Here is a 24,387-nt window from a genome sequence, read left to right as displayed (position 1 = left end):
CCCAGCGTCGTGATGACCGCATCCCTCGCGGGCGTCCTGCTGGCGCTCGCGGCCTACGTGATCCAGGGGACGCTGCACACCACCCGGGTCACCGACGAGCAGAGCCGCGCCCTCGCGGTCGACCTGCAGTTCATCGAGGCACGGATCGCCATCGCGATGCAGGAGGTGAACCTGCGGCACTACGAGGTGGAGCCGTCGGTCGCCGTGAAGCAGCGCTTCGACCAGGTCGCGCAAAAGGCGGACGCGACGCTCACGGCGATCGCCTCCGGGTCGGACCCGGACGCGCAGCGCGACGCGCAGCGCTTGCTGAAGCAGCAGCGGGCCTACCGGGCACTCGCCGAGAAGCTGATCGTCATGGTGGCCGACAGCGATCCGGAACAGGTCACCCTCGACCGGCTCGAGGTGACGCCGGCGTTCTACGCGCTGCAGAACGACGTCGACGAGGTCTCGCTGGCCTATCACGACGACGCCCAGCGGCGGGTGGCCGAGCTGCGCCAGACCCAGGTGCGCCTGCTGGTCGGCACGTCGGTCGGTTTCGGGGCCGGCCTCGTCCTGGTCGCGATGATCCTCAAGATGGCTCTCGGCTACCAGCGACGGCTCGTCGACCACGCCGCCGAGAGCCGCCACCAGGCCCTGCACGACCCGCTCACCGGCCTGCCGAACCGTTCGCTGTTCACACGGCAGTTGGAGACCGCGCTGACCGGCGCCGTGGACAGCGGCCACGAGGCCGCCCTCATGGTGATCGACCTGGACGGGTTCAAGGCCGTCAACGACACCCTGGGTCACCACGCCGGCGACCAGGTGCTGCAGGAGGCCGGGCGCCGGCTGACCGCGGCTGCCGGGAACGAGGCCCTGGTGGCCCGGCTCGGCGGGGACGAGTTCGCGGTGCTGATGCCGCTCGTGCACGACCGGGACGCGGCCTGGGCGCTGGGTGAATGCCTGGTGGCCGAGTTGCGCCGGGATTTCACCCCGGACGGGCGTACGGCGGCGATCGGGGGCAGTCTGGGGATCGCGTACGGCCCGGCGCACGGGTCCGGCGACGAGCTCTTCCGGCACGCCGACGCCGCGATGTACCGGGCCAAGGGCAACGGCGGGGGTGTGTCGGTGTACGACGCGGACGCCGACGCCGACCTGCACCAGGACCGCCTTCAGCTCTTCGGTGACATGCGCGGACTGCTCGACACCGGCGACCCGGACGGCCAGTTGCTGCTTCACTACCAGCCTCAGGTACGCCTGGCCGACGCCAAGGTCACCTCGGCGGAGGCTCTGGTCCGCTGGCAGCACCCCCGGCAGGGGCTGCTCCCGCCGGCCGCCTTCCTGCCCGCCGCCGAACGCGGTGGCCTGGAGGTCCGGCTCACCTACCACCTGCTCCGGCTGGCGGTCCGGCAGGCGGCCCGCTGGCGCGACGAGGGCTGGCCCTGCCGGGTGGCGGTGAACGTCTCCCCCGGCGTCCTGGCCGACGCCGGCTTCGTCCCGAACGTGCTGGCCGCCCTGTCCGAGGTGGACCTGCCGCCCGGTCTGCTGCGCCTGGAACTCACCGAGACGAGCATCATGGCCGACCCGGAACGCGCGATCCGCGCCCTGCACCGGGTGTGCGACGAGGGTGTGAGCGTGTCGGTCGACGACTTCGGCACCGGGTTCAGCTCACTGGCCCAGCTCCGCCGTCTCCCGGCCGGCGAGCTGAAGATCGACCGGACGTTCGTGCGTGACCTCTCACCCGGCACACCGGACGCGGTGATGGTGCGCAGCGCGATCGATCTCGGGCACAACCTGGGCCTGCGGGTCGTCGCCGAGGGCGTCGAGGACGTGGAGACGCTGGTGCGCCTGCGCGAGATGGCGTGTGACTACGCCCAGGGGTACGCGCTGAGCCGCCCGGTGCCGGCCGAGCGCCTCCGCGACGCCTGCGACCAGGCGCAGGAGGTGGCCGCCGGGGCGTTGACCGGCCGGGACTTCTCGGATACGCACTAGGGATGAGCACCGACCTCGCCTCACTGGAGGCCGCACGACACCGGATCCGCGACGCCTACCTGCGCCCGGCCGCCGACCGCCCGCAGTCCACCGCCCGCGGGCTGCACCACACCGCGCTGATCAGCAGTGACGTCGAGACGACGGTCCGCTTCTACCAGGACCTGCTCGGCTTCCCGCTGACCGAGCTGATCGAGAACCGGGACTATCCCGGCTCGTCGCACTTCTTCTTCGACATCGGCAACGGCAACCTGCTCGCCTTCTTCGACCTGCCCGGCCTGGACCTGGGCCCGTATGCCGAGGTCCTCGGCGGGCTGCACCACATGGCCATCTCGGTGGCGCCGGAACGCTGGGAAGGGCTGGTGGGACGGCTCGCCGAGGCGGGCGTGGAGCACGTGGTGCACAGCGGGGTGTCGGTGTACTTCAAGGACCCGGACGGCGCCAGGATCGAGCTGATCGCGGATCCGCTGGGTGAGATGTACGGAACTAAAGTGCTCTGACCGCCTGGTATCGCTCGACGAGCATGCGGGCGCCGAGCGGCGCGGCGAACGATCCGAGGATGGCCACCCACCACTGGCCGTCGACCGCGGCCTCGATGACGAGAACCAGCCAGCAGAGCACCACGGCCGCGGTCGCCGCGAACATGGCGAGCGGGCCGCGCCACCACGGGCCCTGGCGGACGGACTCGCTGGCGGCCAGATCCCGGGCGTACTCAGCGAGCGACGGGAACTCGTCCGCCGGCTGCGAACCAGCGTCGGCGACGTGGGCGCGTGCCTCCGCGACCAATTCGGCCGCGCGGGACGGCGGGACGTCGTGGCGGCCGATCAGCACCGCTTCCAGCCGGGCGAACCACGCGTCCGGATCGCCGGGGTCGTCGGCGGCCGCGGGCGCGGGCCCGGGCTCGGCTTTCGGCTCCGGCGTGGGGCGCAGCAGCCAGCCCGCCCCCACCATTGCCAGGAGAAGGGCGAGCAGGACCGGCAGATCGCCGATGTGGGTGCGCGGGAGCAGGGTGAACGCGCAGCCTGCGGCGACGACGAGGACACCACAGAGGACGAAACCCCAGGGTGCCAGTCCCGGGCGCCCGGCAGCGCGGGCCGCGGCCGGCACGGCGGCGGCGAGAACGGCCAGCCCGCTCAGGAGGGCGCCGGCCGCTCCGGCGACGGTGACCGGGATGGTGAGGCCACCGGCCACGACAGCGCCCAGCACCAGACCGAGAACGGCGAACCAGGCCAGGGCGAACGCGGCGTCGCTGAAGTAGTCGCGCGGGCTCTTGCCGTGCACGTCGAGGCCGGCGGGGACGGCGGCGGCCACCTCGGCGGCGAACTCGGCCGGATCGCCGAGCGCGGTCCACGGGTCCTGGCCGCTCTCCGCGTGATAGCCGCGCGCGTCCTCGATCAGAGGGTTGGCCTCGTGGAACCCGATGCCGCGGTCGGCCAGCTCGCGCCGTGCCGCGAGCTCCCACCGGTCGAACGTGCGGTCGGACGTCATCATCGTGCCTCCGTCTGGCTCAGGAACTCGCTCATCGTCGCGGTGAACCGCGCCCAGGCGGCCCGCTGCCCGGCCAGCCGCTCCCGGCCGGCCTCGGTGATCGCGTAGACCTTGCGCCCCGGGCCGCCCTGCCCGGCGTGCCAGGTCGCGGCGATCACAGCGTCGGCCTCCATGCGGTTCAGCACCGGATAGAGGACGCCGCCGCGCACGGTGCCGAGGCCCTGGTCGGACAGGCGGCGGGCCAGCGCGTACCCATGCTGGTCGCCCTCGGTCAGGGCGGCCAGCACCGCAAGCTCGAGGGTGGCCCGCACCCAGCCCGATTCCGCGTCCACCGGTCCTCGCAATCCCAACTAGTTGGGATTCAGACTAGCAGAGCGTGGGAAGCCAGACGCGCATGGTGGACGGGCCCCGGTTCGCCCAGGTGTGATACGGAATGAGCGGCACCTCGCCCAGATCCTCGGCGGCCGGGCGGGGCGGCGCGGCCGCATAAGGCCAGTCCTCATCGGAGAGCGTCAGACGGCGGGCACGGACGAGAACCTGGCCGCCGCGGAGGACCGGGGCGTGTTCGGGGTCGATGCGGATCTCGTCCACCGAGTCCGCTCCCGGGACGTCGACGGACTCGAGGGCGTAGACGAGCGGGCCGCGTTCCACGGCGACGCAGCCGCGGATCGCGTCGACCCGGGGGTCGGGGTGGGTGAAGCGGGGCTCGACCGGCAGGCACAGGACCACCTCGTCACCCCGGCGCCAGCGGCGGCGCTCGGTCACGTAACCGGGCTCGACCTCCCAGGTGTGACCGCCGACGGTCAGCGTGGCGCCGTCGCCGGCCCACGCGGGCACGCGCAGTGAGAGCGACCAGGGCTCGTCCGCGTCCTCGTCGACCCGGATGTGGATCTCACCGTCGGCGGGATAGCGGGTCGTGACGGTGACCCGGCCGGCGACCGTCCCGGGGACGTACTGGTGCAGCTGCAGGCCGTCGTCATCCTCGGTCGCGACGTAGCCGGCGACGGACGCGAGGGTCCGCGAGACGTTGGTCGGGCAGCAGGAGACCTCGTACCAGGGTGCGCGCACGGTGGCCGTGGGGCGCGGATTCGGCCGATCCTGGTCGGGCAGCGGGCCGATCGCCCGGCGGTGCAGCGTGTTGGCATAGAAGAAGGCCTTGCCGTCGGCGGCCGGCGAGGTGGCCACCACGTTGAACAGGGTCCGCTCGATCAGGTCGGCGGCGGCCGGATCGCCGTGCGCGAGCAGCAGGCGCCAGGCCACCATGATCGAGCCGACGGACGCGCAGGTCTCCGAGTACGCGCGGTCGGGCGGCAGCACGAAGTCCTCACCGAACGCCTCGTCCTGGTGGCGTGAGCCGATGCCGCCGGTGACATAGACGCGGCGCGCCACGGTACGCCGCCACTGCCGGGTCACCGCGTCGAGCAGTTCCTCGTCGCCGGTCTCGTCAGCCAGGTCGATCGCGCCGGCGGCCAGATAGACGGCGCGGACGGCGTGGCCGTGAAAGACCGTGTTGTCGCGGACCGGCACCTCGTCCTGCCAGTACGCCCGGCCGAACTCGATGTCCGGGAGGATGCGGGTGCCACGCCGGTCGAGGAACAGCCGCGCCTGGTCGAGGTAGCGCTGCTCGCCGGTGACCCGGTACAGCTCGACCAGCGCCGGTTCGATCACCGGGTGGCCGTCCATCGAGGCGATGCCGTCCGCGCCGAACGTGTCGCAGACCAGGTCGGCGGCCTTTTGGGCGACCTGGACCAGCAGGTCGCCGGGATGGCCGGTGCGGGCGCGGGCGACAGCGGCCTGAATCAGATGGCCGATGCAGTAGAGCTCGTGGCCCCATTCGAGGTCGGACCAGCGGGGTTCCTGTCCTTCGCGGCCGAATCTCGTACTCAGATAACCGTCGGTCTTCTGCGCAGCTGCGACCGCTTTCACCGACTTATCGTATATTTCCTGAAGTTTGGGGTTTTCTTCCCGGCCCAGCTCCCACGCCAGCGCCTCCAGGAACTTGTAGATCTCGCTGTCCGAGAACTCGCGGCCGCGGCGTTCGGCGGGCCCGTTCGCGAAGTTGGCAAGCCAGCCGGTCCGGTCCAGCCACTCGGCGATGTGCGGAAGGATCGCGTCGCGGTTGCGTTCCTGCAGCTCGGCCCAGAAACCGCCGGTGATGCGGACACGGTCCGGCCCGACGGGCCGGAGTCGCGAGCGGCGTGGCCGTACCGGTCCGTCGATCATCGCTCACCCCTTGAGTGCGCCGGACATGAATCCGCGGATGTACTGCCGCTGGAGTGCCAGGAACAGCACGACGCAGGGCAGCGCGAGCACGACCACGCCGGCTTCGGTGGCGCCGTAGTCGATGATTCCCATGACCTGCTGGCGGAGGTTGGCGACGGCGAGCGGCAGTGGGGCCTTGTCGGCGTCGCTGATCAGGACCAGCGGGGTGATGAAGTCGTTCCAGGCGGCGAGGAAGGCGAAGAGGCCGACGGTGACGAGTCCGGGGCGTACGGCCGGGAGCATCACGTCGACCAGGGCGCGTACCGAACCGCAGCCGTCGACGAGGGCGGCCTCCTCCAGTTCGGCGGGGACGGCCTCGAACGAGATGCGCATCATGAACGTGGCGAACGGCAGCTGGAACATGGTCAGCACGAGGGCCAGGCCGACCAGCGAGTTCTGCAGGCCCATCCGGTTGAGCAGGACGTAGAGCGGGATCAGCAGGGTCGCGTACGGGACCATGAGGATCGCCAGGGTGACCAGGAACAGCAGATTCTTGCCGGGGAAGCGGAAGCGGGCGAACGCGTACCCGCCGAGCAGCGAGACGGTCAGCGTGAAGAGGACGGTCAGGCCGGAGACGACGACGCTGTTCATCAGATACACCCAGATGCCGGCCTGGTAGTCGGCGAGGGTGCCGTAGTTGGCGAAGCCCCAGCCGCCGGTCTGCGCGGTGCCGCCCTGCGGGGAGACCGAGGCGACGCCGGCCCAGGCCAGCGGGAATAGGAACAGCAGCGCCAGCGAGCCGGTGAAGACGTAGTAGGGCATCCGCCGCATCGGCTCAGTTCTCCTTTCCGCGCAGCCAGCGGAACTGGCCGATGTTCAGCACCAGCAGCGCGGCGAGCACGATGATCGAGAGCGCGGCGGCGAGGCCGAGGTTGTTGGCACCGGCGAACGCGGCGTTGTAGATCAGCTGGACGATCGTCACGGTGCTGTTGTCCGGGCCGCCCTTGGTGAGGATGTAGAACTGGTCGAACGCCAGCAGCGAGCCGGTGACGCAGAGGATCGTGCAGAGCGCGAGCGAGGAGCGCAACAGGGGCAGCGTGATCGAGAGGAAGGTGCGCCACCTACCGGCACCGTCCATCTCGGCCGCCTCGTAGACGTCGGCGGAGATGCCCTGCAGAGCGACCAGCAGCAGGAGCATGTAGAAGCCGGCGAAACGCCAGACGATCAGCGCGACGGTGGACCAGAGAGCGCGAGTCGGCGTACCCAAGAATGATTCGACGCCGAGAAAGCCGAGCGGCGTGCTCTGCGGCGAGTACAGCGCGTAGAACAGCAGCGACGCGCTGGCCAGGCCCAGGGCGCTGGGCACCAGGATCGCGGTGCGCAGGAAGGCCGACCACCGGGTCGACTCCTGGACCAGCAGCGCCAGCCCGAGCGCCAGGGCGATCAGCAGGACCGTGGTGATCACCGTGTACTTGACGGTGAAGCCGACCGCCGGCCAGAACAGCCGCTGGTCGACCGCGTCGACGAAGTTCTCCGGCGCGTTGACGCCACGATTGCCCGCGAACAGGCCCCAGTCGGAGACGGACATCTGCCCGACCAGCAGGACCGGGATCGCGAAGAAGATCAGTACGAAGAGCGCGGTGGGTGACGCGTACGCCCAGCCGGTCAGCGCCTGGCGCCGCCGGCGTGGCGGAACGTGCGCCGCCCCCGGCTTGGCCGGGGGCGACTCCTGCAGTGTCGCGGTCACTGGCCGAGGACCTCGGTGATCGCGGTGTTGTCGGCGGTGGGATCGGTGGCGCCGGAGAAGACCTGGTTGCGGAAGAGCGTGACCCAGGGGCTGCCGGCCGCGTTGAAGGCCTGCTGGAAGTTCTTCGCCACCGGGGTCTTGCTGGCCGGCTCGGCCGCGACCTTGTTGATCGCCAGGACCCGCGGGTCCTTCCGGGAGAACTCGTTGTCGGCCAGGTCCGACCGGGACACCACAGTGTTGTTGGCGGCCAGGACGTTGACCTGGGCCTGTTCGGACATCATCCAGGAGAGGAAGTTCCACGCCTGAGCCGTGGCCTTGGAGTCCTTGGAGATCCCGATGCCGTCGCCGCCGACGAAGGTGGACCCTCCGCCGCTGACGCCGGGCAGAGGCGCGACGCCGACCTTGACGGTCTTGTCGGCGGTCTGCAGCAGGGTCGCCGGGTACGGCATCACGCCGATCTTGCCCTCCTGGAAGCCGGCCACCCAGGTCGCGCCGGTCTCGTCCCGACTGCCCGGGTCGACCGCTCCGGCACTCCACAGCTCGCGCCAGGTCTTGTAGACCTCCTTGGCGGCGGTCCCGGCGAGCAGCGACTCGGTGCCCTCGGGGTTCATGACCTCTTCGCCGCTCGCCCAGATCATGGGGAACCAGGTGAAGACGCCGCAGCCACCGCAGTTGCCGCCGAAGTACGACCCGTACTGCCCCTTGCCCGCGATCTTCTGGATCTTCAGGGCGTGGTCCTTGAACTCGGCGAGCGTCGTCGGCCCCTTCTCCGGGTCGAGGCCCGCCTTCTGGTAGAGGTCCTTGTTCCAGAACATGACCGACAGGTCCAGGACGAAGGGCAGGACGTACTTCTTCCCGTCACGCGTGCCCGCGTCCAGGTGCCCCTTGTTGATCTGGCCAACGTACGGCAGCGCGTCGATCTGCTTCGTCAGGTCCGCGAACAGCCCCGCCTCGGTCCAGTTCGGCACGTAGACGATGTCCGCCGCGAACAGGTCCGGCAGACCGCCGCTGCCGGCCGCCGCACCCACCTTCGCCACGTAGTCGTCGTTCGGGACGACGGTCAGCGCGACCTGGTTCTTGTGGCTCTTGTTGTATGCGTCGACGAGAAGCTTGGCCTGTGACTCCAGTGGAGCCCTGGTCCACAGTGTCAGCTTCGCGCCGTCGTCGGTTCCCTCGACACCGCCGGTGTCGACGGCGCCGCCGTTCTCATCGGAATCCCCGCCACACGCCGTCATCCCGGCCGCGAGGACGGCGGCCATGGCGACGGCGATCAGGCGCCGGGCTCTGGACATGGTCTTGGTTCCCCCTCCCTGCACTACGTGATCTTGCAGGTTCCGAAAACGCTTTCCGAACGTAACGCGCGTCACATCGAGAATCAAGAGTGGTCGAGGCGCTACGGTGAGTGCCTGATACGTCCGGGACGGAGGAAACCGGGGTGACCTCTACCGAACCGCACACCGTCTGGCGACCGGCCACATTGCACGACGTGGCCCGTCTGGCCGGGGTCTCGATCGCCACGGCATCCAAGGCGCTCAACGGCCGAAAACATGTTTCGGCCGCTACCCGGGCCGAGGTGCTGAAGGCGGCCGGGCTGCTCTCCTATTCGCCGAACACCCTGGCCCGCGGTCTGGTCGCCGGGCGGACCGGCATGGTCGGGCTGATCACATCCGACCTGGAGGGCCGCCTGTCGATCCCGATCCTGATGGGTGCGGAGGACGCGTTCGGGGCGGACCGGACCAGCGTTCTGCTCTGCGACGCGCGCGGCGACGCCATCCGGGAGGGTCATCACCTTCGGACGTTGCTCAGCCGCCGGGTCGACGGGCTGATCGTTGTGGGGGCCCGTCCCGACCCGCGGCCGTCGATCGGGCGTGACCTGCCGGTGCCGGTGGTGTACGCGTACGCGCCGTCCGCCGACCCCGCGGACCTCTCCCTGGTCAGCGACAACGTGTCCGCCGGGCGGATGGCAATCGAGCATCTCGTCGAGCTGGGACGGCGCTCGATCGCGCACATCACGGGTGATGCGACATATGGCGCCGCGCAGGACCGCGCGACCGGCGCCCTGGCCGAGCTGACCGATCGCGGACTCGGCCTCGCCGGCGACCGCGTCTACTTCGGCACCTGGACCGAGGCGTGGGGACGCAGCGCTACACGGATGCTGCTCGGGCGGCACACGGCGCTCGACGCGGTCTTCGCGGGATCGGATCAGATCGCGCGAGGGGTGATCGACGCGCTCCACGAGGCGGGGCTCGAGGTGCCGCGAGACGTAGCGGTGATCGGTTTCGACAACTGGGAGATCTTCGCTACGAGCTCGCGGCCACCGCTGTCCAGCATCGACATGAACCTGGAGAACCTCGGCCGGGTCGCGGCGGAGCGGCTGGCCGCGGCCTTCGACGGCACCCTCGGCTCGGGCGTCGAACAGCTCCCGTGCCGCCTGGTCCCGCGAGAGTCCACGGCCCTCTGACGCTGGTTTCTGATGGGCCTCAGACCGTCGCCACCCGCCGCAGCGCCATGCCGATCAGGACGAAGATGATGCCCAGGCCCGCGGCCAGCGCCGCCACCCCGAACGCGACCACCGACGTGAACAGCGACGCCTGCAGGAACGACGCGTTCATCACGCTCTCCCGGTTCGGGTCGTCACGTGGCAGCTGGGCGTAGGTCTTGCCGCCGGCCATCTCGTCCGCGTGCTCCGCGATCACCATCGCCTCGGCGTACGCCTCCCACGGCTGGTCGACGTGACTGCCCGCGAAGTTGTCGGCGTCCTCCGACACGGTGATCTGCTGGTCGGAGAGCGTCGAGCTGACGGTCGTGTACGTGATCACGCCGGCGACGAAGAGAACCGCACCCGCGATGATCGTCAATAGTCCGATGAGGGAAACCCGTCCGGTGCGTGCCATGGTCCTACCCTCACGGCGTGATCACGTCGTGTCGTCATCCGCGACGGATGACCGCCCCGGCCGTCACTCCGGCATGAACGCCACCCGGGAACGGACCCGGCGGAAACCCAGCCGTTCGAGGTCGGCGACCACCGCGACCCGGTGGGCGTCCACGTCGGCGACCACCTCGTAGGCACCCTGCTCCTCGAGGGTGGCGGCCGCGTCGGCGACCAGGTCGCTGAGCGCCGCCTCCTCGAGCACGCCCAGGTAGGCGATCATCGGGTAGCACGCGTCGCCGGTCGGGCCGGCCAGTCCGACCGGGACGTCGCTGTCGAGGGCGACCCGCCACGTACCCGAGACCCACTTCAACGGATCCCGGGCCAGATCGACCCCCGCCGCAGTGCGAGCCATCTCCACACCCGTCAGCACGGCCGGGTCAGTCATCCGCGCGACCAGCTCCTCGACTTCCTGATCACTTTCGGCCGCGCGGAACGTGTACCGGCCGGACGCCGCCGGCAACGGGGTACGCGTCCAGGTCAGCCGCAGCCGCTCGCCGGTCTCGGTGAGCCCGGCCAGGCGAGCGGCGGTCATCGGCGCGGACAGCGCCTCGCGTACCTCTGTGCGCCTTCGCCAATAGGCCGGCGCCGCCGCGTAGTAGATCTTCGGACCGCCGAGCGCCTCGTGGGCGGCGCGCAGCAGCGTTGCACCCACCTCGGGCTCGGCGGCCACCTCGAACCGTTCCAGCCACGGCTCGCCGACGGCGCCGGGTGGCAGCAGCCAGGCCGCGCGGGCCACCACCCGGCCGTCGCGAAGGGCCACCCAGGTGTGCTCCGGCCGGTAGCCGCCGCCGGCCAGACCGTCGGCGTAGCTCACCTGCCGCAGCTCGGGCAGCGGATCGGGCATCGAATCGAACAGTTGCTCCTCGCCCGCGGTGAGCGGGCGGACGATCAGATCGGTCATGGCGAGACCTCCGGGCAGCGCGCGCCCCGGATCAGATCCGCGGTGACGCCGGGCCACGGAGGGGGCGCAGAACATCGGACATGGTTCTGACCTCCTTCCAGGCTCTCGTCGGCGTAGCGCGAAATCTATCAGGAACGGCCCGGCTTCGTCCGGGTGTCCACACCCACACTCAGCGCCACGGTGAATCCGCTGCTCACGTCGCCCGTCACGGTGGCCAGCTGACTGCCGCCCGCGTCGTCGCCGAAGACGTTGTCGCTCTCCAGGGTCAGGTCCGACAGGGTGGCCACCGACTGCTCGTACCCCGCCTCCTGATAGGCCGCCTCGCAGTACTCCTTGGGGAGGGCGACCTGCGACGTCGCGATCGCCTTGGCCGAGTCGGTGATGCTCGCCTGATCCGGGTAGACCTCGAAGTGCACGTGCGGCCACCGGCCCGGGTAGCAGGCGGGGAAGATGCTGGTGAAGGTGACCTTGCCGGAGGTGTCGGCGATCTGCACACCACGCAGGTAGTTCTCCTCGGTGACCCCCTCGGAGTACATCGAGTAGCGCCCGTCCCGATCGCAGTGCCAGACGTAGACGGCCACCCCGGTGAACGCGTCCCCACCATTGGCCAGGTCTTTGATCGTCAATTCGAGCGTCATGGGTACGCCCTGAGCCGTGCCACCGGCGCCGCCGAGGCTGGACCGGATGTCGCCTCGCACGATGCCGCTCTGTTCGAGCACGTCCGGCCCGTTCGACCCGTCCCCCGGGTACGGCCCCGCTGTCTCGTCGGGGATCTCGCCGGTCGTGGTCGTCGTGGCGGCCGACGAGGTGTTCGGCGACGTGTCGCTGCAGGCGGCCAGACCGAGCGCGGCCGCGCCGATGCCGAACGCCCGCAGGACCTGGCGGCGGCCCATCAGCGTGCCGAGGTCGAACCCCAGCCCCTGGTCGAACACCTCTTCGCCGGGGTGCGGAAGAGGGCGGCCCTCGTAGGTCGGAAATCTGCTCACGGGGACTATGCAAACACCGCAATCTTGGGACTTGCTGTGATAGTCCCGGCCGACCCCTGTGGGGCCGGCCGGGCCCTTTCAGCTCGCCGTGGCTGAGTAGCTGTTGGTGACGAAGTTCAGGCCACCACTCGACGACGTGATTTCGTAACCGAACTGAATCGTGCTGAGCGTGACATCGCCGTACCAGCCCCGGCTCCGGATCCAATTGAGAACCGCGCGGATGTCGACGGTGCCGGCGTTGGCGTTACTCGTCCGCACAAACGAGAACACCGCGTTCGATCCGTTGGACCCGCGGTAGACAGCCCACGTGTGCCCACCGACGGTCGCGTTCGTCTGGAACGACCCCAGCGGACCGACAGCCCCCCGCTTGTTCATCCAGAGCATGATTTCGTACGTGTGACCGTCCGCCCAGATGTCATAAGCGCTGGTGTACGCGCCGGACGACGGCACCGTCACGTTGAAACTGCTGGTCGCGCTCCGCAGCGAACTCAGGCGGATGTTCACGCTCTTGCTCGCGTTCGGGTACGACTTCACGCCACCGGTGTTCGGGTGGTTCGCCCACACACCCCAGTTGCTGTACGAGTTCGCCCAGATGCTCTGCGGCCCGGCACCCGAACCCCAGATGTTGTTGTAGAGCGCGTACCCGCCGTTGTTCCACGTCGCCCACTGGTCGGACGAGCCCCAGACGGCGGCCCGGGCCGGGGACTGCCCGACGGCCAGAAGCACCGACGCCACCAGCAGGGACAGAACGATCTGTAACTTGCGCATGCCTCGACTCCTAGATTGGGGGGATGTCGAAGCGCTTCGATATCTGAACCCTAGAACCGGATCGCCATCATTGCAACGTTTCGATTAAGGTCGATGCATCGCACGACGTCGACACGGGGAGACGAGACGGTGACGGACGAGAACGCGCCCGCTGGCCTGGACACCTCCAAGGCCCACCCGGCCCGCCGCTACAACTACTGGCTCGGCGGCAAGGACCACTTCGCCGCCGACCGCGAGTCCGGCGACATGATCGAACGAGCCCATCCCGCAGTCCGCGTGACGATCCGGGAGAACCGCGCCTTCCTCCAGCGCACCGTCCGCTACCTGGCCGGCGAGGCAGGCATCGACCAGTTCCTGGACGTAGGCACAGGCCTGCCGAGCGCCGACAACACCCACGAGGTAGCCCAGCGGATCAACCCACGCGCCCGCGTCGTCTACGTGGACAACGACCCCATGGTCGGCGTACACGCCCGCGCCCTGCTCACCAGCTCCGACGAGGGCAGCACCCGCTACCTCGAGGAAGACCTCCGCAACCCAGCCGAGATCCTCGGGCACCCCGAGCTCAAGGAAGTACTGGACATGGAACGCCCAGTAGCCCTCATGCTCGTAGCCGTACTCCACTTCATCCCCGACCACCACCAGGCCCGAACCGTGGTCCACCGCCTGATAGACGCCCTACCACCCGGCAGCTATCTCGCCGCCTCCAACTTCACCCTCGACTACTCCCCTCCCGCCCAGGCCGCCGTAGCCCGCGAAATGATCGCCCAGGGCAAATCCGACGCCCACCCCCGAACCCGCAACCAGTTCGCCGAGTTCTTCACCGGCCTGGACCTGGTCGACCCGGGCATCGTGGCGGTCTCGGAGTGGCACCCCACCGTCCCGCCCGACCAGCTGCCGGCCCGCGAGGACATAGCCATCTACGGCGCCGTAGGCCGCAAACCGTAGCCCTCTCCCACCTCCCTGCCCCACACGCGCCACGCCCGCCCGCGCCCCGCCACACTTGCCCGCGCCCCGCCGCGCCCGCCGGCGCCCCGCCGCGCCCGCCCGCGCCCCGCCCGCGCCCCGCCACGCTGGCCCGCGCCCCGCCACGCCCGCCCGCGCCCCGCCCGCGTCCTGCCGCGCCCGCCCGCGCCCTGCCCCTCCTCGCCTCTGCCCGCGTCAGAACAGCGCCGAGTAGGCGTTCAGCGCCGGCTGACCACCCAGGTGCGCGTAGAGAACGTTCGAGTCCTTCCCGATCTCGCCGCGCTGGACCAGATCGATCAGGCCGGCCATCGACTTGCCCTCGTACACCGGGTCGGTGACCATGCCCTCAGTCCGCGCGGCCGTCTTCATGGCGTCCAGCGTCGACTCGTCCGGAATGCCGTAGATCCCCGCGTGATACCGCTCGTCCAGGATGATCTCGTCCTCGGTCAGATCCCGGTCGACACCGATCAGCGCAGCGGTGTTCCGCGCGATCCGGGCCACCTGATCCCGCGTCTCCACAGGCTTGGCCGACCCGTCGACACCGATCACCCGGCGCGGACGCCCACCCGCCGCGGCGAACCCGGCGATCATCCCGGCCTGCGTGCTGCCGGTCACCGAGCAGACGATGATCGTGTCGAAGAAGACGTCCAGCGCCCGCTCCTGCTCGATCACCTCATAGGCCCAGTTCGCAAAACCCAGCCCGCCGAGACGGTGGTCGGAGGCGCCGGCGGGGATCGCATACGGCGTACCCCCGGACGCCGTGACCTCGGCCAGCGCGGCCTCCCAGCTCTCCTTGAAGCCGATCCCGAAACCCGCCTTGACCAGCCGCACGTCCGCACCGGCCAGCCGGCTGATCAGGATGTTGCCCACCTTGTCGTAGACGCTGTCCGGCCAGTCCACCCAACTCTCCTGGACCAGCACACACTTCAGCCCGGTCGCGGCGGCCACGGCGGCGACCTGCCGGGTGTGGTTGGACTGCACCCCACCGATCGACACGAGCGTGTCCGCACCCTGTTTCAGAGCGTCGGCCACCAGATACTCCAGCTTGCGCGTCTTGTTACCCCCGTACGCGATACCGGAGTTGCAATCCTCCCGCTTCGCCCAGATCGTCGCGCCGCCGAGGTGGCGCGTGAGCCGATCGAGCCGGTGCACCGGCGACGGCCCGAACAGGAGGGGATGACGGTTGAAGTCAGCGAGCGGCATGACAACTCCTACAGATCGACGCTGTGGTGCAGATGGCCCCAGATCTCCGCGTTCACCGCGACGGCACCCTCGACGTCGCGCGCGGCCAGGGCGGAGATCAGTTGGTCGTGCAACAGGACGGACCGTGTCGCCTGCGGCGATGTGAAGAGGAGACGCTCGGCTCGCCGCACCAGAGGCGTGTAACGCTCGACGGTGCCGGTCGCCGCGGCATTGCCGTAAGCCAGCAGCGGGACCGCGTGCACCTCGTCGTCGGCCGCCAGCGCCCCCTCGACGTCACCCGCCGCAACCGCAGCGGCGAACCGCACGTTGGCCTCCCTCATCCGATCCACCACCTCCCCGGTCAAACTCCCCGCGACATTACGAACGGCCAGGTCATGCATGGCCCCCAGCACCGCTGCCGCATCCTCGACGTCCTTAGGTTTCACCTCGGTGACCCGCGTGTAGCTCTGCGGCTTCGTCTCCACCAGCCCCTCACTCGCAAGCCGCGCGATCGCGTCCCGAATAGGCGCCCGCGACAACCCGAGCCGCTCCGCCAGCTCGTCCGGCCGCAACGCCGCCCCCGGAGCCAACGTCCCGTCGACGATGGCCCCCCGGATCCGGCCGTATGCGGCGTCCCGCAACAGGTGCCGTCCAATGCTCTCCACACTGAAATGTTAGATACCAGGCCCCCTGATCACAAGATCCGCGTACCGTCAGGACGTGTGATCGGACGCGCAGCGGTGATCACCCACCGCGACACGCGCGACGCCGTCCTGGGACTGCTCCCCACCGCGGCCGCCCTGACCGCGGCGTCTTGGCTGCTCACCGGCCTCGACCTCGGCCCATGGTGGGTCGGCCTAGCCCTGGCCGCCGTCGTAGCCACAGCCGACGGCCTCACCCGCCCCGTACTCCGCCTCCTAGCCCGCTGGTGCGGCGCCGTAGCCGCCCTCGTCCTAGGCGTAGCCACCCAAGTCCTGATCGTCGGCATAGCCCTCACCAGCGCCCCCATGATCAGAGTCGACGGCTGGCACACCGTCTTCGCCACGTTCGGCGTCGTCGGCCTGGTCTCAGCGGTCGTTCACTGGGTACTCGGCGTAAACGACAGCTCCTACCTGGTAGCAGACCTACTCCGCCGCGCCCGCCGCCAAGCCACCACCCCGCCGCCCGGTTCCCGCCGCCAAGCCACCACCCCACAGCCCGAGTCCCGCCGCCAAGCCACCACCCCGCCGCCCGGCACCGCGCCCAATTCCGGCGGCCTCCGACCCGGCACCGCACCACCGCCCGGCGTCCCTGCCGGGGTGGTGATCGTTCAGGTCGACGGGCTGCCCTATCCCCTGCTGCGCCACGGCATCCTCAGCGGGATCCTGCCGACCGTCTCACGGTGGGTGCGCTCCGGCAGCCACGACGCCACCTCGTGGTGGGCACGAGTGCCGTCCACCACGCCCGCCAGCCAGGCCGGTCTGCTCCACGGCCGCAGCGACGGCATCCCGGCGTTCCGCTGGTACGACCGCTCCCTCGGCCGTCTCGTCGTCGCCAACCGCCCCGCCGACGCCGAACTGATCGAAAAACGCCTCTCCGACGGCCACGGCCTGCTGGCCGACGGCGGAGTGAGCATCTCCAACATGTTCAGCGGCGACGCCACCACCGCCCTCATGGTGATGAGCCGCGCCGGCCGCCGCGGAGGTCTCGGCCCCGGCAGCGATTACCTCCGCTTCTTCGCGCGCCCGTTCATCCTGGTCCGATCGCTGGTACTGACCGCCGGCGAGATCGTCAAAGAGATCTACCAGGGCCGGCAGCAGCGGATGCGCGGCATCGAACCGCGTATCCACCGCCACGGCTCCTACCCACTGCTCCGCGGCCTCACGAACGTCCTGCTGCGCGACCTCAACGTCGCCCTGGTCGCCGAACACATGATGCGCGGCGCCCCGGTTATATTCGTGGACTTCGTCGACTACGACGAGATCGCCCACCACGCCGGCGTGGCCCGTCCCGAATCGATGGACGCACTGGCCGGCGTCGACCGTGTACTCGGCACCCTCGAACAGATCGCGGCCGCGGCACCCCGCCCCTACCGCTTCGTCGTCCTCTCCGACCACGGCCAGAGCCAAGGTCCGACGTTCCGCCAGCTCGCCGGCCGTACCCTCGAAGACGCCGTGCGCGCCCACCTGCACATGCCGGCGCCCGCGACGCTGAGCGCAACCAGCGACGTGGAGGGCTGGGGCCCCGTCAACGCCCTGCTCGCCGACCTCCTCGGCACCGGCGGCGCGGTCGGCCGCTGGGCCGCCCGCCGCTCCACCACCGAACGCGGCGGCATGATCGTCGGCCCACCCGCCACCGAACAGAGCGGCACCGGCAAAGACCTCGTAGTCGTCGGCTCCGGCAACCTCGGCCTGATCTGGTTCCCCCGCCACCCTTCTCGCCTCACCTTCGAAGACCTGCGCGAACACTTCCCCGGCCTGATTCCGGGCCTGCTCACCGAACCCGGCATCGCCTTCCTCGTCGCGGACAGCGCCCGCGGCCCGATCGCCATCGGTCCGCAAGGCGTCCACCTGCTCACCGACGGCACCGTCCAGGGCCACGACCCCCTCACCACATTCGGCCCACGCGCCGCACCCGACCTGCTACGCGTGGCCTCGTTCCCCGAAGCTCCCGACCTCTACGTCCACTCCACCCTCGATCCGAACACCGATGAGGTACACGCCTTCGAAGAACTAGTCGGCTGCCACGGCGGCCTGGGCGGCTGGCAGAACCACCCGATCCTGGTCCATCCCCACGACTGGCCCATCGACGACGACTTACTCGACCAGGGCGAACTTCACGGCGCCGAGGCGGTGCACCAGCAACTGCGCCGCTGGCTGGCCCGCAGCGGCTTGCGCTCAGACCTTTGAGGGGTACGTATTAGCCGCACCACCCACCGCCGCACTACCCACCGCCCACCGCCGCACTACCCACCGCCCACCGCCGCGTTACCCACCGCCCACCGCGGCACCACCCACCGCCGCACTGCCCTTCCATCCACCAGCCGCACTGCCCTTCCATCCACCCGAAGCGGCTAGGGCCTCCGCCCGTGTAGAGCCCGACCACTGCGTTGCCAGCCGTCTTCCGCGCTCCACCACCCAAAGACCCGCCCTCGTCCTTGAGCCCGCGCCGCTCGAGCTGCCCGGGAAATCGACGCGGTCAGTTGCCCACCCCCAAGCTGGACATGAAGGCCGACGGATAACGGTCGCCGTGGGCTGCTCCTGCCGGGATCGCCTTCTCGATCTCGGCGAGGTCTTCGGCAGTCAGCTTCAGCTCCGCGGCGGGCAGTGCCTCGGCGAGCCGCTGCTGGGTCCGAGCCCCGATGAGCGGCACTATGTCTTCGCCCTGCGCGGCGACCCAGGCGATGGCCAGCTGGGCGACGGTGCGGCCCTTGGCCTCGGCCACCTCGCGCAGAGCCTCCATCAGCGCAAGGTTGTGCGTGCCGTTGTCACCGGCGAACCGGGGTGAATAGGCACGCATGTCGCCCGGCGCGAACTGGCCGGCCTTCCAATGGCCGGAGAGGAGCCCGCGGCCCAGCACCCCATATGCCGTCAGGCCGATGCCCAGCTCCCGCAGCGTGGGCAGAACCTCGGGCTCGATCGCGCGGGACAACAATGAATACTCGATCTGCAGGTCGGCGATCGGATGAACCGCGTGTGCCCGGCGGATCGTCTCGGCGCCCACCTCGGAGAGGCCCACGTGCCGCACGTAGCCCGCGTCGATCATCTCCTTGATCGCGCCGACCGTGTCCTCGATCGGCACCGCCGGATCCAGTCGGGCCGGGCGGTAGATGTCGATGTGGTCGACGCCCAGCCGGACCAGCGAATAGGCCAAGAAGTTCTTCACCGCCTCGGGTCTCCCGTCCGCGCCACCGAACTCGTGGCCGGGCCCGCGCAATTGGCCGAACTTGACGCTCAGCTGATAGGTGTCCCGGTCACGGCCGCGCAGCGCCTCGGCGATCAGCATCTCGTTGTGGCCCATGGCGTAGAAGTCGCCGGTGTCGATCAGCGTCACGCCGTCGTCGAGCGCGGCATGCACGGTGGCGATGCTCTCCGCCCGGTCCACTGCGCCGTAGACCCCGGCCGACATCCCCATTGCGCCGAGCCCCAGAGTGGAGACGGTTGGTCCGGTGTTTCCGAGAGTTCGTTTCTGCATGCCACCACCCTGCTCCGGGTTCGGCTTCGCAGGGAGAGAGCGCTTATCGTGGGAGAGACGCTCCCTGGCTCGCCCCCGCCGCCCGAGGCAACATGTACTTCATGCAGCGTGAGCAGCTTGCCGACTTCCTTCGCCGGCGCCGAGAGGCGATCCACCCGGCCGAGGTCGGCATTGCCGTGGGCACCCGGCGCCGCACGGCCGGCCTGCGCCGTGAGGAGGTCGCAATGCTGGCCGGGATGTCCGTCGACTACGTCGTCCGCCTGGAGCAGGGCCGCAGCAGCCAGCCCTCGGCCCAGTTGCTCGGCGCGCTGGCCCGGGCGCTGCGTCTCACGGACGACGAGCGCACCCACCTGTTTTACCTCGCCGGTCACCTCCCACCGCCCGCCGACGGGGTGGCCAGCCTGGCTCGGTCCGGTCTGGTGCGCATGCTTTACCTGTTGAGCGAGCACGCGGCCGCCATGGTGCTCTCGGACCTCGGCGAGATCCTCGCTCAGAACCGGACGTCCGCACTGCTGACGGGAGGGCTGCGCGATTACACCGACGACCGGCGCTACATGATTTATCGCTGGTTCACCGATCCTGCGGCACGCGCCATCCACCCGGTCGCCGAGCAGGAACGCCACGCGCGCCACATGGTCGCCGACCTGCGCGCAACAGCCGGGCGCCGCGCCGGCGATCCCATCGTGACCGGGCTCGTCGAGCGGCTGGAGGCTGCGAGCGAGGACTTCCGGCGGCTCTGGGCCGAGCACGAGGTCGCGGTCCGGCGCGACGACCAGAAGACGCTGGTGCACCCACAAGTGGGGCCCCTATTGATGGACTGCGAAACCCTGGTCACGCCGGACCAGGGCCAGATGCTGCTCGTGCTCACGCCAGCCGACGTGGAGAGCCGTGATCGACTGGAGCTGCTGCGGGTCGTCGGCACCGAGGAGTTCCCCGCCGACAGCATCACCGGTGGCGGCCACCACCGCGACTTCGAACGGCCGGCACGCGACGGCGGCCCGGCAGGAAGGGGGCCGGACCGCCGCTGACCAGATTCGAATGGGGAGTGCTTCAGTCGCGTTGGGACTGTTCCAACTTACGGATCGCGGTCTTTGCGATCTTCTTGAGTTCGCTGGTGCTCGGCGCTGGGAGACCGACGAGGGCCAGGGTGGCGAAGACGTCGTCGACGGCTACGACTACGACCTTGCCGTCCATGGAGATCTCGTAGTTGTCCTGCTTGAGGGTGACTGTCATCAAGACCGCGACGGAGGAGTCGCCCAGGGCTGGGAACTTGAGGGGTTGCTGCTTGATTTGTACGGTCTCGGTGTCGACATCGGGGCAGCGCTTCAGGGCATCCTTGGCGTTCTTGACCAGGTCGCGGGCGCCCTTGCGGCCGGCGTCGTAGAGCGTCTCCATGAGTACCGGGCCCTCGGCGCCCTTGATGAAGCCGACGCCCGCTACGTCCGGCAGAGCCATGTCACGGACCGGTGCTGGCTTCTCTTCGCTGGGCTTGCCCTTGTCACCGCTGGGCTTGCCGTCGCTCGCGGGCTTGACCTTGTCCTTTGACGGCTTGGTCACGTCGGAGGGCTTGGCCACGTCAGCGGGCTTGGTCATGTCGGAAGGCTTGGCCACGTCAGCGGGCTTGGTCATGTCGGAAGGCTTGGCCACGTCAGCGGGCTTGGTCGCGTCGGAAGGCTTGGTCGCGTCGGAAGGCTTGACCTTGTCCTTGTCGGCGTGGTGGTCGAGCTGCTTGTGGTTGTCGGCCTTGACCGGCTTGGACTTGACGGGTTTGTCCTGGTCTTTGTCGCCTTTCACGGGCTTGATCGGCTTGACGGGCTTGCTCGGGTGTCCTGGGTGGATCGGCTTGACGGGGTTGACTGGGCGCATTGGCAATTCGGCGTCGTCGGCGTCGGCATCTGGTGAGAGGTCGGTGAGGTTTAGGGAATCTTGGACGGCGCAGGGGTCGCTGCCCAGTTGTTCGGGGTCGATGACAGCACCGAGGATTGCGCCTGGGTCGAAGTCGAGTGCGGCGTAACCGGGTGGCAGGTCCTCGGTGGTGAGTAGCGCGTCCTTCAGGTCCAGCGCGGGGCGCGGTGCGATCGGGGCCGCGGCGGCGGGACGGGCCGTTAGCGCGACGTCGGCCACCGCCATCGGCAGCGCCATTCCGGCTGAGAGTGCGAGCGTTACCGGGAAACCGGCCGAGTACGCGATTAGCTTCTTTCTCAGAATCCCCATCGCCTCACCATAGGTCGGGTGAAAGCGCGATTCCGGCGATCGGGTGAATGCCAGCGGCAGGGGCTCTGAGCAGCGGCAATCCTAGTGCGGAAGTCGTTGATCAGGGGCGAATCTCGAATACGGCAACCCGGTCCGCGGCGTCTGCGAATTCGGCGGGGTCGGCCTTCGTGACGAGGCCGAGGCGTACGAAGAACGGGACGCCACTGGGCACTTCGACGGGGAATGCGCGCATCACCTCGCGGCGCTCCTCGACGGCTGCCACCTCGATCAGGGTCACTGCAGTCCGGTGCCGGCCGGCTGCCAGTTCGCCCCTGCCGGCGGCGCGGACGTTGCGGGCCCAGTCGCCCTCCGGCAGTCCGGCGACCAGATAGCGGCGGCCGGCGACGGTGAGCGGGGAGACCGGGGTGGCGCGTGGTTCCCCGGTGCGGCGGCCCGGAACGGTGAGTACGTGGATGGTTCCGAGCCGCAGACCCAGGCGGTTCAACAAGCGGACGACCCGGTTGGCGAAGGGGAGCCAACCCGGGAGGCGGAGAGCGGTGTCAGCCACCAGAAATCCTTTCGACGATCGAAGCTTTCTCTCCACGGTATATTCCTTCGAGTGTCGAAGCAATCACCGGAGACGTGGCCGAACGACCCAGGGCTGAAGCCGATCAGCGGGCGATGGTCGGCGCGCTCGGATGTCACGCCGCTGCAAGAGGACGCGACAGCCGACTTGGTGAAGAGCGCCGACGGGAGTGATGGCGGCGACACGGCGGGGCACGACGAGAGGGAAGGCGACGGCACGGCGGGGCACGACGAGAGCGAGGGCGACGGCACAGCGGGGCACGACGAGAGCGAGAGCGGCGGCGCGGCGGGGCGTGGTGGGGAGATTCGGCAGAGTGCGGCGGATGCGGCTGCGGAGTTCGGGGCGGCGGCTGATGAGGTCGATGACGCTGCCGCCGGGTTGCTCGGGGTCAATCGGACTGACTTGCGGATATTGGGGCTGGTCAGTGCGGCGGGGGCGATGACCGCGGGCGTTCTCGCCGTGCGGGCGCGGCTCAGCCCGGCTGCGACAACGGCGGCGATCCAGCGGCTGGCGGCCGCTGGGCATCTGCGGCGTGACGTCGACCCGGCCGATCGGCGCCGGGCCGTGGTCAGGGTGACCGCGGAGGCCAGCGCGATGCTCGACCTGGCCTATGGTCCGATCGCTGAGGCCGGGCATCGGCTGCTCACGGCCTACTCCCCCGCCGAGCTGACGCTGATCGTCGACTTTCTCCGGGTCGGGCGCCGGATGCAGTTGGATCAGGCTGCACGAATTCGCGCGGCCGCCGCCTCACGGGAAGAGCGTCAAGCCGGGATATGAGGCGGCCTCGGCCAACTGCGCCAATGTCATCGGCGCCTTCGAGCCCTTGTCCACGGTCAGGACCGCGAGCAGGGCTGTTCCGTCCTTCCGGTACGCCTCGACCTGATCACTTCGTCCGTGATCCACGGCGGCCACGATGGTGTCGTCGCCGGACAGGCGGTACAGGCAATTCTGGTCGGCCTTTTCGGGGCACTGGGTCATGGACCGGTCCGGGTACTCGTGGGCGGCGATGATCCGGACCAACAATGAGCCGCTGGAGCCGTTCGGGCCGGTCACCTTCATCGGGGCCTCGTACTGGAGGCGCCGGCTGTTGTAGGCGAAGGTCGTCGGATACACCGATTCGAGCCGCACGCCCGGCACAACGGCCAGCGCCTCGGACATCTCCCCGGCGAGCCTCTTCACCGCTGCCGCGCAGTCCTCCGTCGGGCGCGGCGCAGGGTGGGACTGCTGCGGCTGGGGCCGTTCGCCGGGATCCTCGGGTACAGCGGGGCAATCCGCCGGCCCAGAGACGGCCGGGCAATCCGCCGACGCAGAGGCGGCGGGGCAATCGGCCGGCGCAGGGGCGGCGGCGGGGCTCCGATGCTCGTCGGCCCCGAAACCCAGCGCCATCGGAACAGCCGAAACGACGAGTGCCACCACCGCCAGCCCGCCGGCCCAGCGGAGCCGCCGGGTGCGGCGCTTCTCGCCGGCGATCAGGGCGTCCAGGTCGATCCCGGCAACCGGCGCACCCGCGGACGCGGAGCGCATCAAGTCAGACATGTGCGGCATCAGACGACCTCTCCCACAGGCGCGGAACACATGGGGGCGGAACACACGGGCACGGAACACACAGACACGGAACCCACGGGCACGGAACACACGGGCACGGAACACACAGGCACGGAACACACAGACGCGGAACACACAGGCACGGCAGAAGGCCCCATCGGTCAGACCTCCTCTGCCACGAGCACGGCGTCCAGGCGCACCCGTAAAGCTTCTAATGCCCGGGATGTCTGACTCTTGACCGTCCCTGTCGAACAGCCGAGCTGCGCAGCCGTCTCCTCCACGGACAGGTCGCAGAAGTAGCGCAGCACCAGTACCGCCCGGCGCCGTGGTGGCAGTTCGCTGAGCAGCGCCATGAAGCGCTGTTCGTCGGCGACCCGGTCCGGACCCGGCACGGCGGACGGGCTGTCGGGGACCGCGGTGACCGGCTGTTCCCGGCGCCAGGGACGGCGGCGTTCGTTCAGCATGGCGCGTACCAGGATCTGCCGGACGTAAGCCTCCGGATGCTCTATGCGGGACACGCGTCCCCAGTGCCGGTACAGCCGCACCAGCGCGATCGACACCAGGTCGTCGGCGGCGTGCCAGTCACCGCAGAGCAGGTACGCGGTGCGCCGCCAGCCGTCCATCCGGCCGGCGACGAACTCGCGGTACTCATCGACATCTCCCACGACATCTCCTCGCTGTCCCACTCCTTCGAACACGCGCGCACCCCGGCGAGGTTGCCCGTATCCGAAAAGTTGCGGACGTGCCGGAAACTGT

The 24,387-nt window shown here is 69.7% G+C and carries 24 protein-coding genes; 7 read left to right on the top strand and 17 right to left on the bottom strand.

Annotated features, from left to right (window positions below):
* The first annotated feature begins 12 nt into the window (after window positions 1–12).
* Together AB0M02_RS40390 and AB0M02_RS40385 are read left to right on the top strand one after the other, a co-directional pair.
* Window positions 13–1,968, top strand: coding sequence for an EAL domain-containing protein (locus tag AB0M02_RS40390; protein WP_364237299.1), 1,956 nt, complete (start codon window positions 13–15; stop codon window positions 1,966–1,968).
* Window positions 1,969–1,970: 2 nt separating this feature from the next.
* Entirely contained in the window at window positions 1,971–2,465 is a 495-nt protein-coding gene (locus AB0M02_RS40385) for a VOC family protein (RefSeq protein WP_364237296.1), read from the top strand.
* Here the strand turns inward: AB0M02_RS40385 and AB0M02_RS40380 are convergent.
* The 6 genes from AB0M02_RS40380 to AB0M02_RS40355 are packed head-to-tail and all read right to left on the bottom strand — an operon-like array spanning window position 2,452 to window position 8,694.
* On the bottom strand, window positions 2,452–3,456 hold the full coding sequence (locus AB0M02_RS40380) for a hypothetical protein (RefSeq protein WP_364237293.1): 1,005 nt from the start codon (window positions 3,454–3,456) through the stop codon (window positions 2,452–2,454). The two genes, AB0M02_RS40385 and AB0M02_RS40380, sit on opposite strands and share 14 nt — an antisense overlap.
* A complete protein-coding gene (locus AB0M02_RS40375; protein ID WP_364237291.1) occupies window positions 3,453–3,785 on the bottom strand; it encodes a PadR family transcriptional regulator in 333 nt (110 codons plus the stop codon). Before AB0M02_RS40375 ends, AB0M02_RS40380 begins: the two co-directional genes overlap by 4 nt.
* A gap of 34 nt (window positions 3,786–3,819) precedes the next feature.
* Window positions 3,820–5,676, bottom strand: coding sequence for a beta-L-arabinofuranosidase domain-containing protein (locus AB0M02_RS40370; RefSeq protein WP_364237290.1), 1,857 nt, complete (start codon window positions 5,674–5,676; stop codon window positions 3,820–3,822).
* 3 nt (window positions 5,677–5,679) lie between these two features.
* Window positions 5,680–6,486 (bottom strand): carbohydrate ABC transporter permease, encoded by an 807-nt coding sequence (locus AB0M02_RS40365; protein ID WP_364237288.1) that lies wholly within the window; start codon window positions 6,484–6,486, stop codon window positions 5,680–5,682.
* 4 nt (window positions 6,487–6,490) lie between these two features.
* Entirely contained in the window at window positions 6,491–7,402 is a 912-nt protein-coding gene (locus AB0M02_RS40360) for a sugar ABC transporter permease (RefSeq protein ID WP_364237285.1), read from the bottom strand.
* Complete coding sequence (locus AB0M02_RS40355; protein ID WP_364237284.1) at window positions 7,399–8,694, bottom strand: sugar ABC transporter substrate-binding protein; 1,296 nt, start codon at window positions 8,692–8,694, stop codon at window positions 7,399–7,401. The genes AB0M02_RS40360 and AB0M02_RS40355 overlap by 4 nt, the downstream gene beginning before the upstream one ends.
* Window positions 8,695–8,837: 143 nt before the next feature.
* Here AB0M02_RS40355 and AB0M02_RS40350 point away from each other — a divergent pair, with 143 nt between their 5' ends.
* Entirely contained in the window at window positions 8,838–9,863 is a 1,026-nt protein-coding gene (locus AB0M02_RS40350; RefSeq protein ID WP_364237282.1) for a LacI family DNA-binding transcriptional regulator, read from the top strand.
* Between the two features lie 19 nt (window positions 9,864–9,882).
* Here the strand turns inward: AB0M02_RS40350 and AB0M02_RS40345 are convergent, their stop codons facing one another.
* From AB0M02_RS40345 to AB0M02_RS40330, 4 genes are all read right to left on the bottom strand, one after another.
* The gene (locus AB0M02_RS40345) at window positions 9,883–10,296 is read right to left on the bottom strand and encodes an aromatic ring-opening dioxygenase LigA (protein ID WP_364237280.1); all 414 of its coding nucleotides are present in this window, start codon (window positions 10,294–10,296) and stop codon (window positions 9,883–9,885) included.
* Window positions 10,297–10,359: 63 nt separating this feature from the next.
* Window positions 10,360–11,235 (bottom strand): acetyltransferase, encoded by an 876-nt coding sequence (locus tag AB0M02_RS40340; protein WP_364237278.1) that lies wholly within the window; start codon window positions 11,233–11,235, stop codon window positions 10,360–10,362.
* A gap of 128 nt (window positions 11,236–11,363) precedes the next feature.
* Entirely contained in the window at window positions 11,364–12,221 is an 858-nt protein-coding gene (locus tag AB0M02_RS40335; protein WP_364237276.1) for a 3,4-dioxygenase subunit beta, read from the bottom strand.
* 78 nt (window positions 12,222–12,299) lie between these two features.
* Window positions 12,300–12,989 carry a hypothetical protein gene (locus AB0M02_RS40330; protein WP_364237274.1) on the bottom strand — a complete coding sequence of 230 codons (690 nt, stop codon included), beginning with the start codon at window positions 12,987–12,989 and terminating at the stop codon, window positions 12,300–12,302.
* A 129-nt stretch (window positions 12,990–13,118) separates the two neighbouring features.
* Between AB0M02_RS40330 and AB0M02_RS40325 the strand changes: the two genes are divergently transcribed.
* Window positions 13,119–13,934 carry an SAM-dependent methyltransferase gene (locus tag AB0M02_RS40325; protein WP_364237272.1) on the top strand — a complete coding sequence of 272 codons (816 nt, stop codon included), beginning with the start codon at window positions 13,119–13,121 and terminating at the stop codon, window positions 13,932–13,934.
* A 213-nt stretch (window positions 13,935–14,147) separates the two neighbouring features.
* Here the strand turns inward: AB0M02_RS40325 and AB0M02_RS40320 are convergent, their stop codons facing one another.
* Together AB0M02_RS40320 and AB0M02_RS40315 are read right to left on the bottom strand one after the other, a co-directional pair.
* Entirely contained in the window at window positions 14,148–15,155 is a 1,008-nt protein-coding gene (locus AB0M02_RS40320) for a 1-aminocyclopropane-1-carboxylate deaminase (RefSeq protein WP_364237270.1), read from the bottom strand.
* A gap of 8 nt (window positions 15,156–15,163) precedes the next feature.
* Complete coding sequence (locus tag AB0M02_RS40315; RefSeq protein WP_364237269.1) at window positions 15,164–15,799, bottom strand: GntR family transcriptional regulator; 636 nt, start codon at window positions 15,797–15,799, stop codon at window positions 15,164–15,166.
* A 57-nt stretch (window positions 15,800–15,856) separates the two neighbouring features.
* Here AB0M02_RS40315 and AB0M02_RS40310 point away from each other — a divergent pair, with 57 nt between their 5' ends.
* Window positions 15,857–18,022, top strand: a complete 2,166-nt coding sequence (locus AB0M02_RS40310; protein ID WP_364237267.1) for an alkaline phosphatase family protein — start codon at window positions 15,857–15,859, stop codon at window positions 18,020–18,022.
* Window positions 18,023–18,311: 289 nt separating this feature from the next.
* Here AB0M02_RS40310 and AB0M02_RS40305 read toward each other — a convergent pair whose 3' ends face one another.
* Complete coding sequence (locus tag AB0M02_RS40305; protein WP_364237265.1) at window positions 18,312–19,307, bottom strand: aldo/keto reductase; 996 nt, start codon at window positions 19,305–19,307, stop codon at window positions 18,312–18,314.
* Window positions 19,308–19,408: 101 nt separating this feature from the next.
* On the opposite strand from AB0M02_RS40305, the gene AB0M02_RS40300 reads away from it, so the two are divergent.
* Window positions 19,409–20,335: a helix-turn-helix transcriptional regulator gene (locus tag AB0M02_RS40300; RefSeq protein WP_364237262.1), complete on the top strand. Its 927-nt coding sequence runs from the start codon at window positions 19,409–19,411 to the stop codon at window positions 20,333–20,335.
* A 22-nt stretch (window positions 20,336–20,357) separates the two neighbouring features.
* Here AB0M02_RS40300 and AB0M02_RS40295 read toward each other — a convergent pair whose 3' ends face one another.
* Together AB0M02_RS40295 and AB0M02_RS40290 are read right to left on the bottom strand one after the other, a co-directional pair.
* Window positions 20,358–21,521, bottom strand: a complete 1,164-nt coding sequence (locus tag AB0M02_RS40295; protein WP_364237260.1) for a hypothetical protein — start codon at window positions 21,519–21,521, stop codon at window positions 20,358–20,360.
* Between the two features lie 100 nt (window positions 21,522–21,621).
* Window positions 21,622–22,068 (bottom strand): nitroreductase/quinone reductase family protein, encoded by a 447-nt coding sequence (locus AB0M02_RS40290; protein ID WP_364237258.1) that lies wholly within the window; start codon window positions 22,066–22,068, stop codon window positions 21,622–21,624.
* Between the two features lie 51 nt (window positions 22,069–22,119).
* Here AB0M02_RS40290 and AB0M02_RS40285 point away from each other — a divergent pair, with 51 nt between their 5' ends.
* Window positions 22,120–22,863 (top strand): MarR family transcriptional regulator, encoded by a 744-nt coding sequence (locus AB0M02_RS40285; RefSeq protein ID WP_364237255.1) that lies wholly within the window; start codon window positions 22,120–22,122, stop codon window positions 22,861–22,863.
* Here AB0M02_RS40285 and AB0M02_RS40280 read toward each other — a convergent pair.
* Window positions 22,834–23,622 (bottom strand): hypothetical protein, encoded by a 789-nt coding sequence (locus tag AB0M02_RS40280; protein WP_364237254.1) that lies wholly within the window; start codon window positions 23,620–23,622, stop codon window positions 22,834–22,836. The genes AB0M02_RS40285 and AB0M02_RS40280 overlap by 30 nt on opposite strands.
* Window positions 23,623–23,792: 170 nt before the next feature.
* Window positions 23,793–24,296: a SigE family RNA polymerase sigma factor gene (locus AB0M02_RS40275; protein ID WP_364237252.1), complete on the bottom strand. Its 504-nt coding sequence runs from the start codon at window positions 24,294–24,296 to the stop codon at window positions 23,793–23,795.
* Window positions 24,297–24,387: the final 91 nt, after the last annotated feature.

It is taken from the genome of Actinoplanes sp. NPDC051861 (assembly GCF_040681145.1).
Taxonomy (GTDB): domain Bacteria; phylum Actinomycetota; class Actinomycetes; order Mycobacteriales; family Micromonosporaceae; genus Actinoplanes.
This window is presented reverse-complemented; position numbering and strand designations above follow the sequence as displayed.

What these genes read in the sequence shown, in the direction of transcription:
- AB0M02_RS40380 (WP_364237293.1), bottom strand. Translation starts at nt 3,456, where the DNA reads ATGATGACGTCCGACCGCACGTTCGACCGGTGGGAGCTCGCGGCACGG.
- AB0M02_RS40385 (WP_364237296.1), top strand. Translation starts at nt 1,971, where the DNA reads ATGAGCACCGACCTCGCCTCACTGGAGGCCGCACGACACCGGATCCGC.
- AB0M02_RS40330 (WP_364237274.1), bottom strand. Translation starts at nt 12,989, where the DNA reads ATGCGCAAGTTACAGATCGTTCTGTCCCTGCTGGTGGCGTCGGTGCTT.
- AB0M02_RS40340 (WP_364237278.1), bottom strand. Translation starts at nt 11,235, where the DNA reads ATGACCGATCTGATCGTCCGCCCGCTCACCGCGGGCGAGGAGCAACTG.
- AB0M02_RS40320 (WP_364237270.1), bottom strand. Translation starts at nt 15,155, where the DNA reads ATGCCGCTCGCTGACTTCAACCGTCATCCCCTCCTGTTCGGGCCGTCG.
- AB0M02_RS40365 (WP_364237288.1), bottom strand. Translation starts at nt 6,486, where the DNA reads ATGCGGCGGATGCCCTACTACGTCTTCACCGGCTCGCTGGCGCTGCTG.
- AB0M02_RS40345 (WP_364237280.1), bottom strand. Translation starts at nt 10,296, where the DNA reads ATGGCACGCACCGGACGGGTTTCCCTCATCGGACTATTGACGATCATC.
- AB0M02_RS40300 (WP_364237262.1), top strand. Translation starts at nt 19,409, where the DNA reads ATGCAGCGTGAGCAGCTTGCCGACTTCCTTCGCCGGCGCCGAGAGGCG.
- AB0M02_RS40370 (WP_364237290.1), bottom strand. Translation starts at nt 5,676, where the DNA reads ATGATCGACGGACCGGTACGGCCACGCCGCTCGCGACTCCGGCCCGTC.
- AB0M02_RS40280 (WP_364237254.1), bottom strand. Translation starts at nt 23,622, where the DNA reads ATGTCTGACTTGATGCGCTCCGCGTCCGCGGGTGCGCCGGTTGCCGGG.
- AB0M02_RS40295 (WP_364237260.1), bottom strand. Translation starts at nt 21,521, where the DNA reads ATGGGGATTCTGAGAAAGAAGCTAATCGCGTACTCGGCCGGTTTCCCG.
- AB0M02_RS40390 (WP_364237299.1), top strand. Translation starts at nt 13, where the DNA reads ATGACCGCATCCCTCGCGGGCGTCCTGCTGGCGCTCGCGGCCTACGTG.
- AB0M02_RS40305 (WP_364237265.1), bottom strand. Translation starts at nt 19,307, where the DNA reads ATGCAGAAACGAACTCTCGGAAACACCGGACCAACCGTCTCCACTCTG.
- AB0M02_RS40355 (WP_364237284.1), bottom strand. Translation starts at nt 8,694, where the DNA reads ATGTCCAGAGCCCGGCGCCTGATCGCCGTCGCCATGGCCGCCGTCCTC.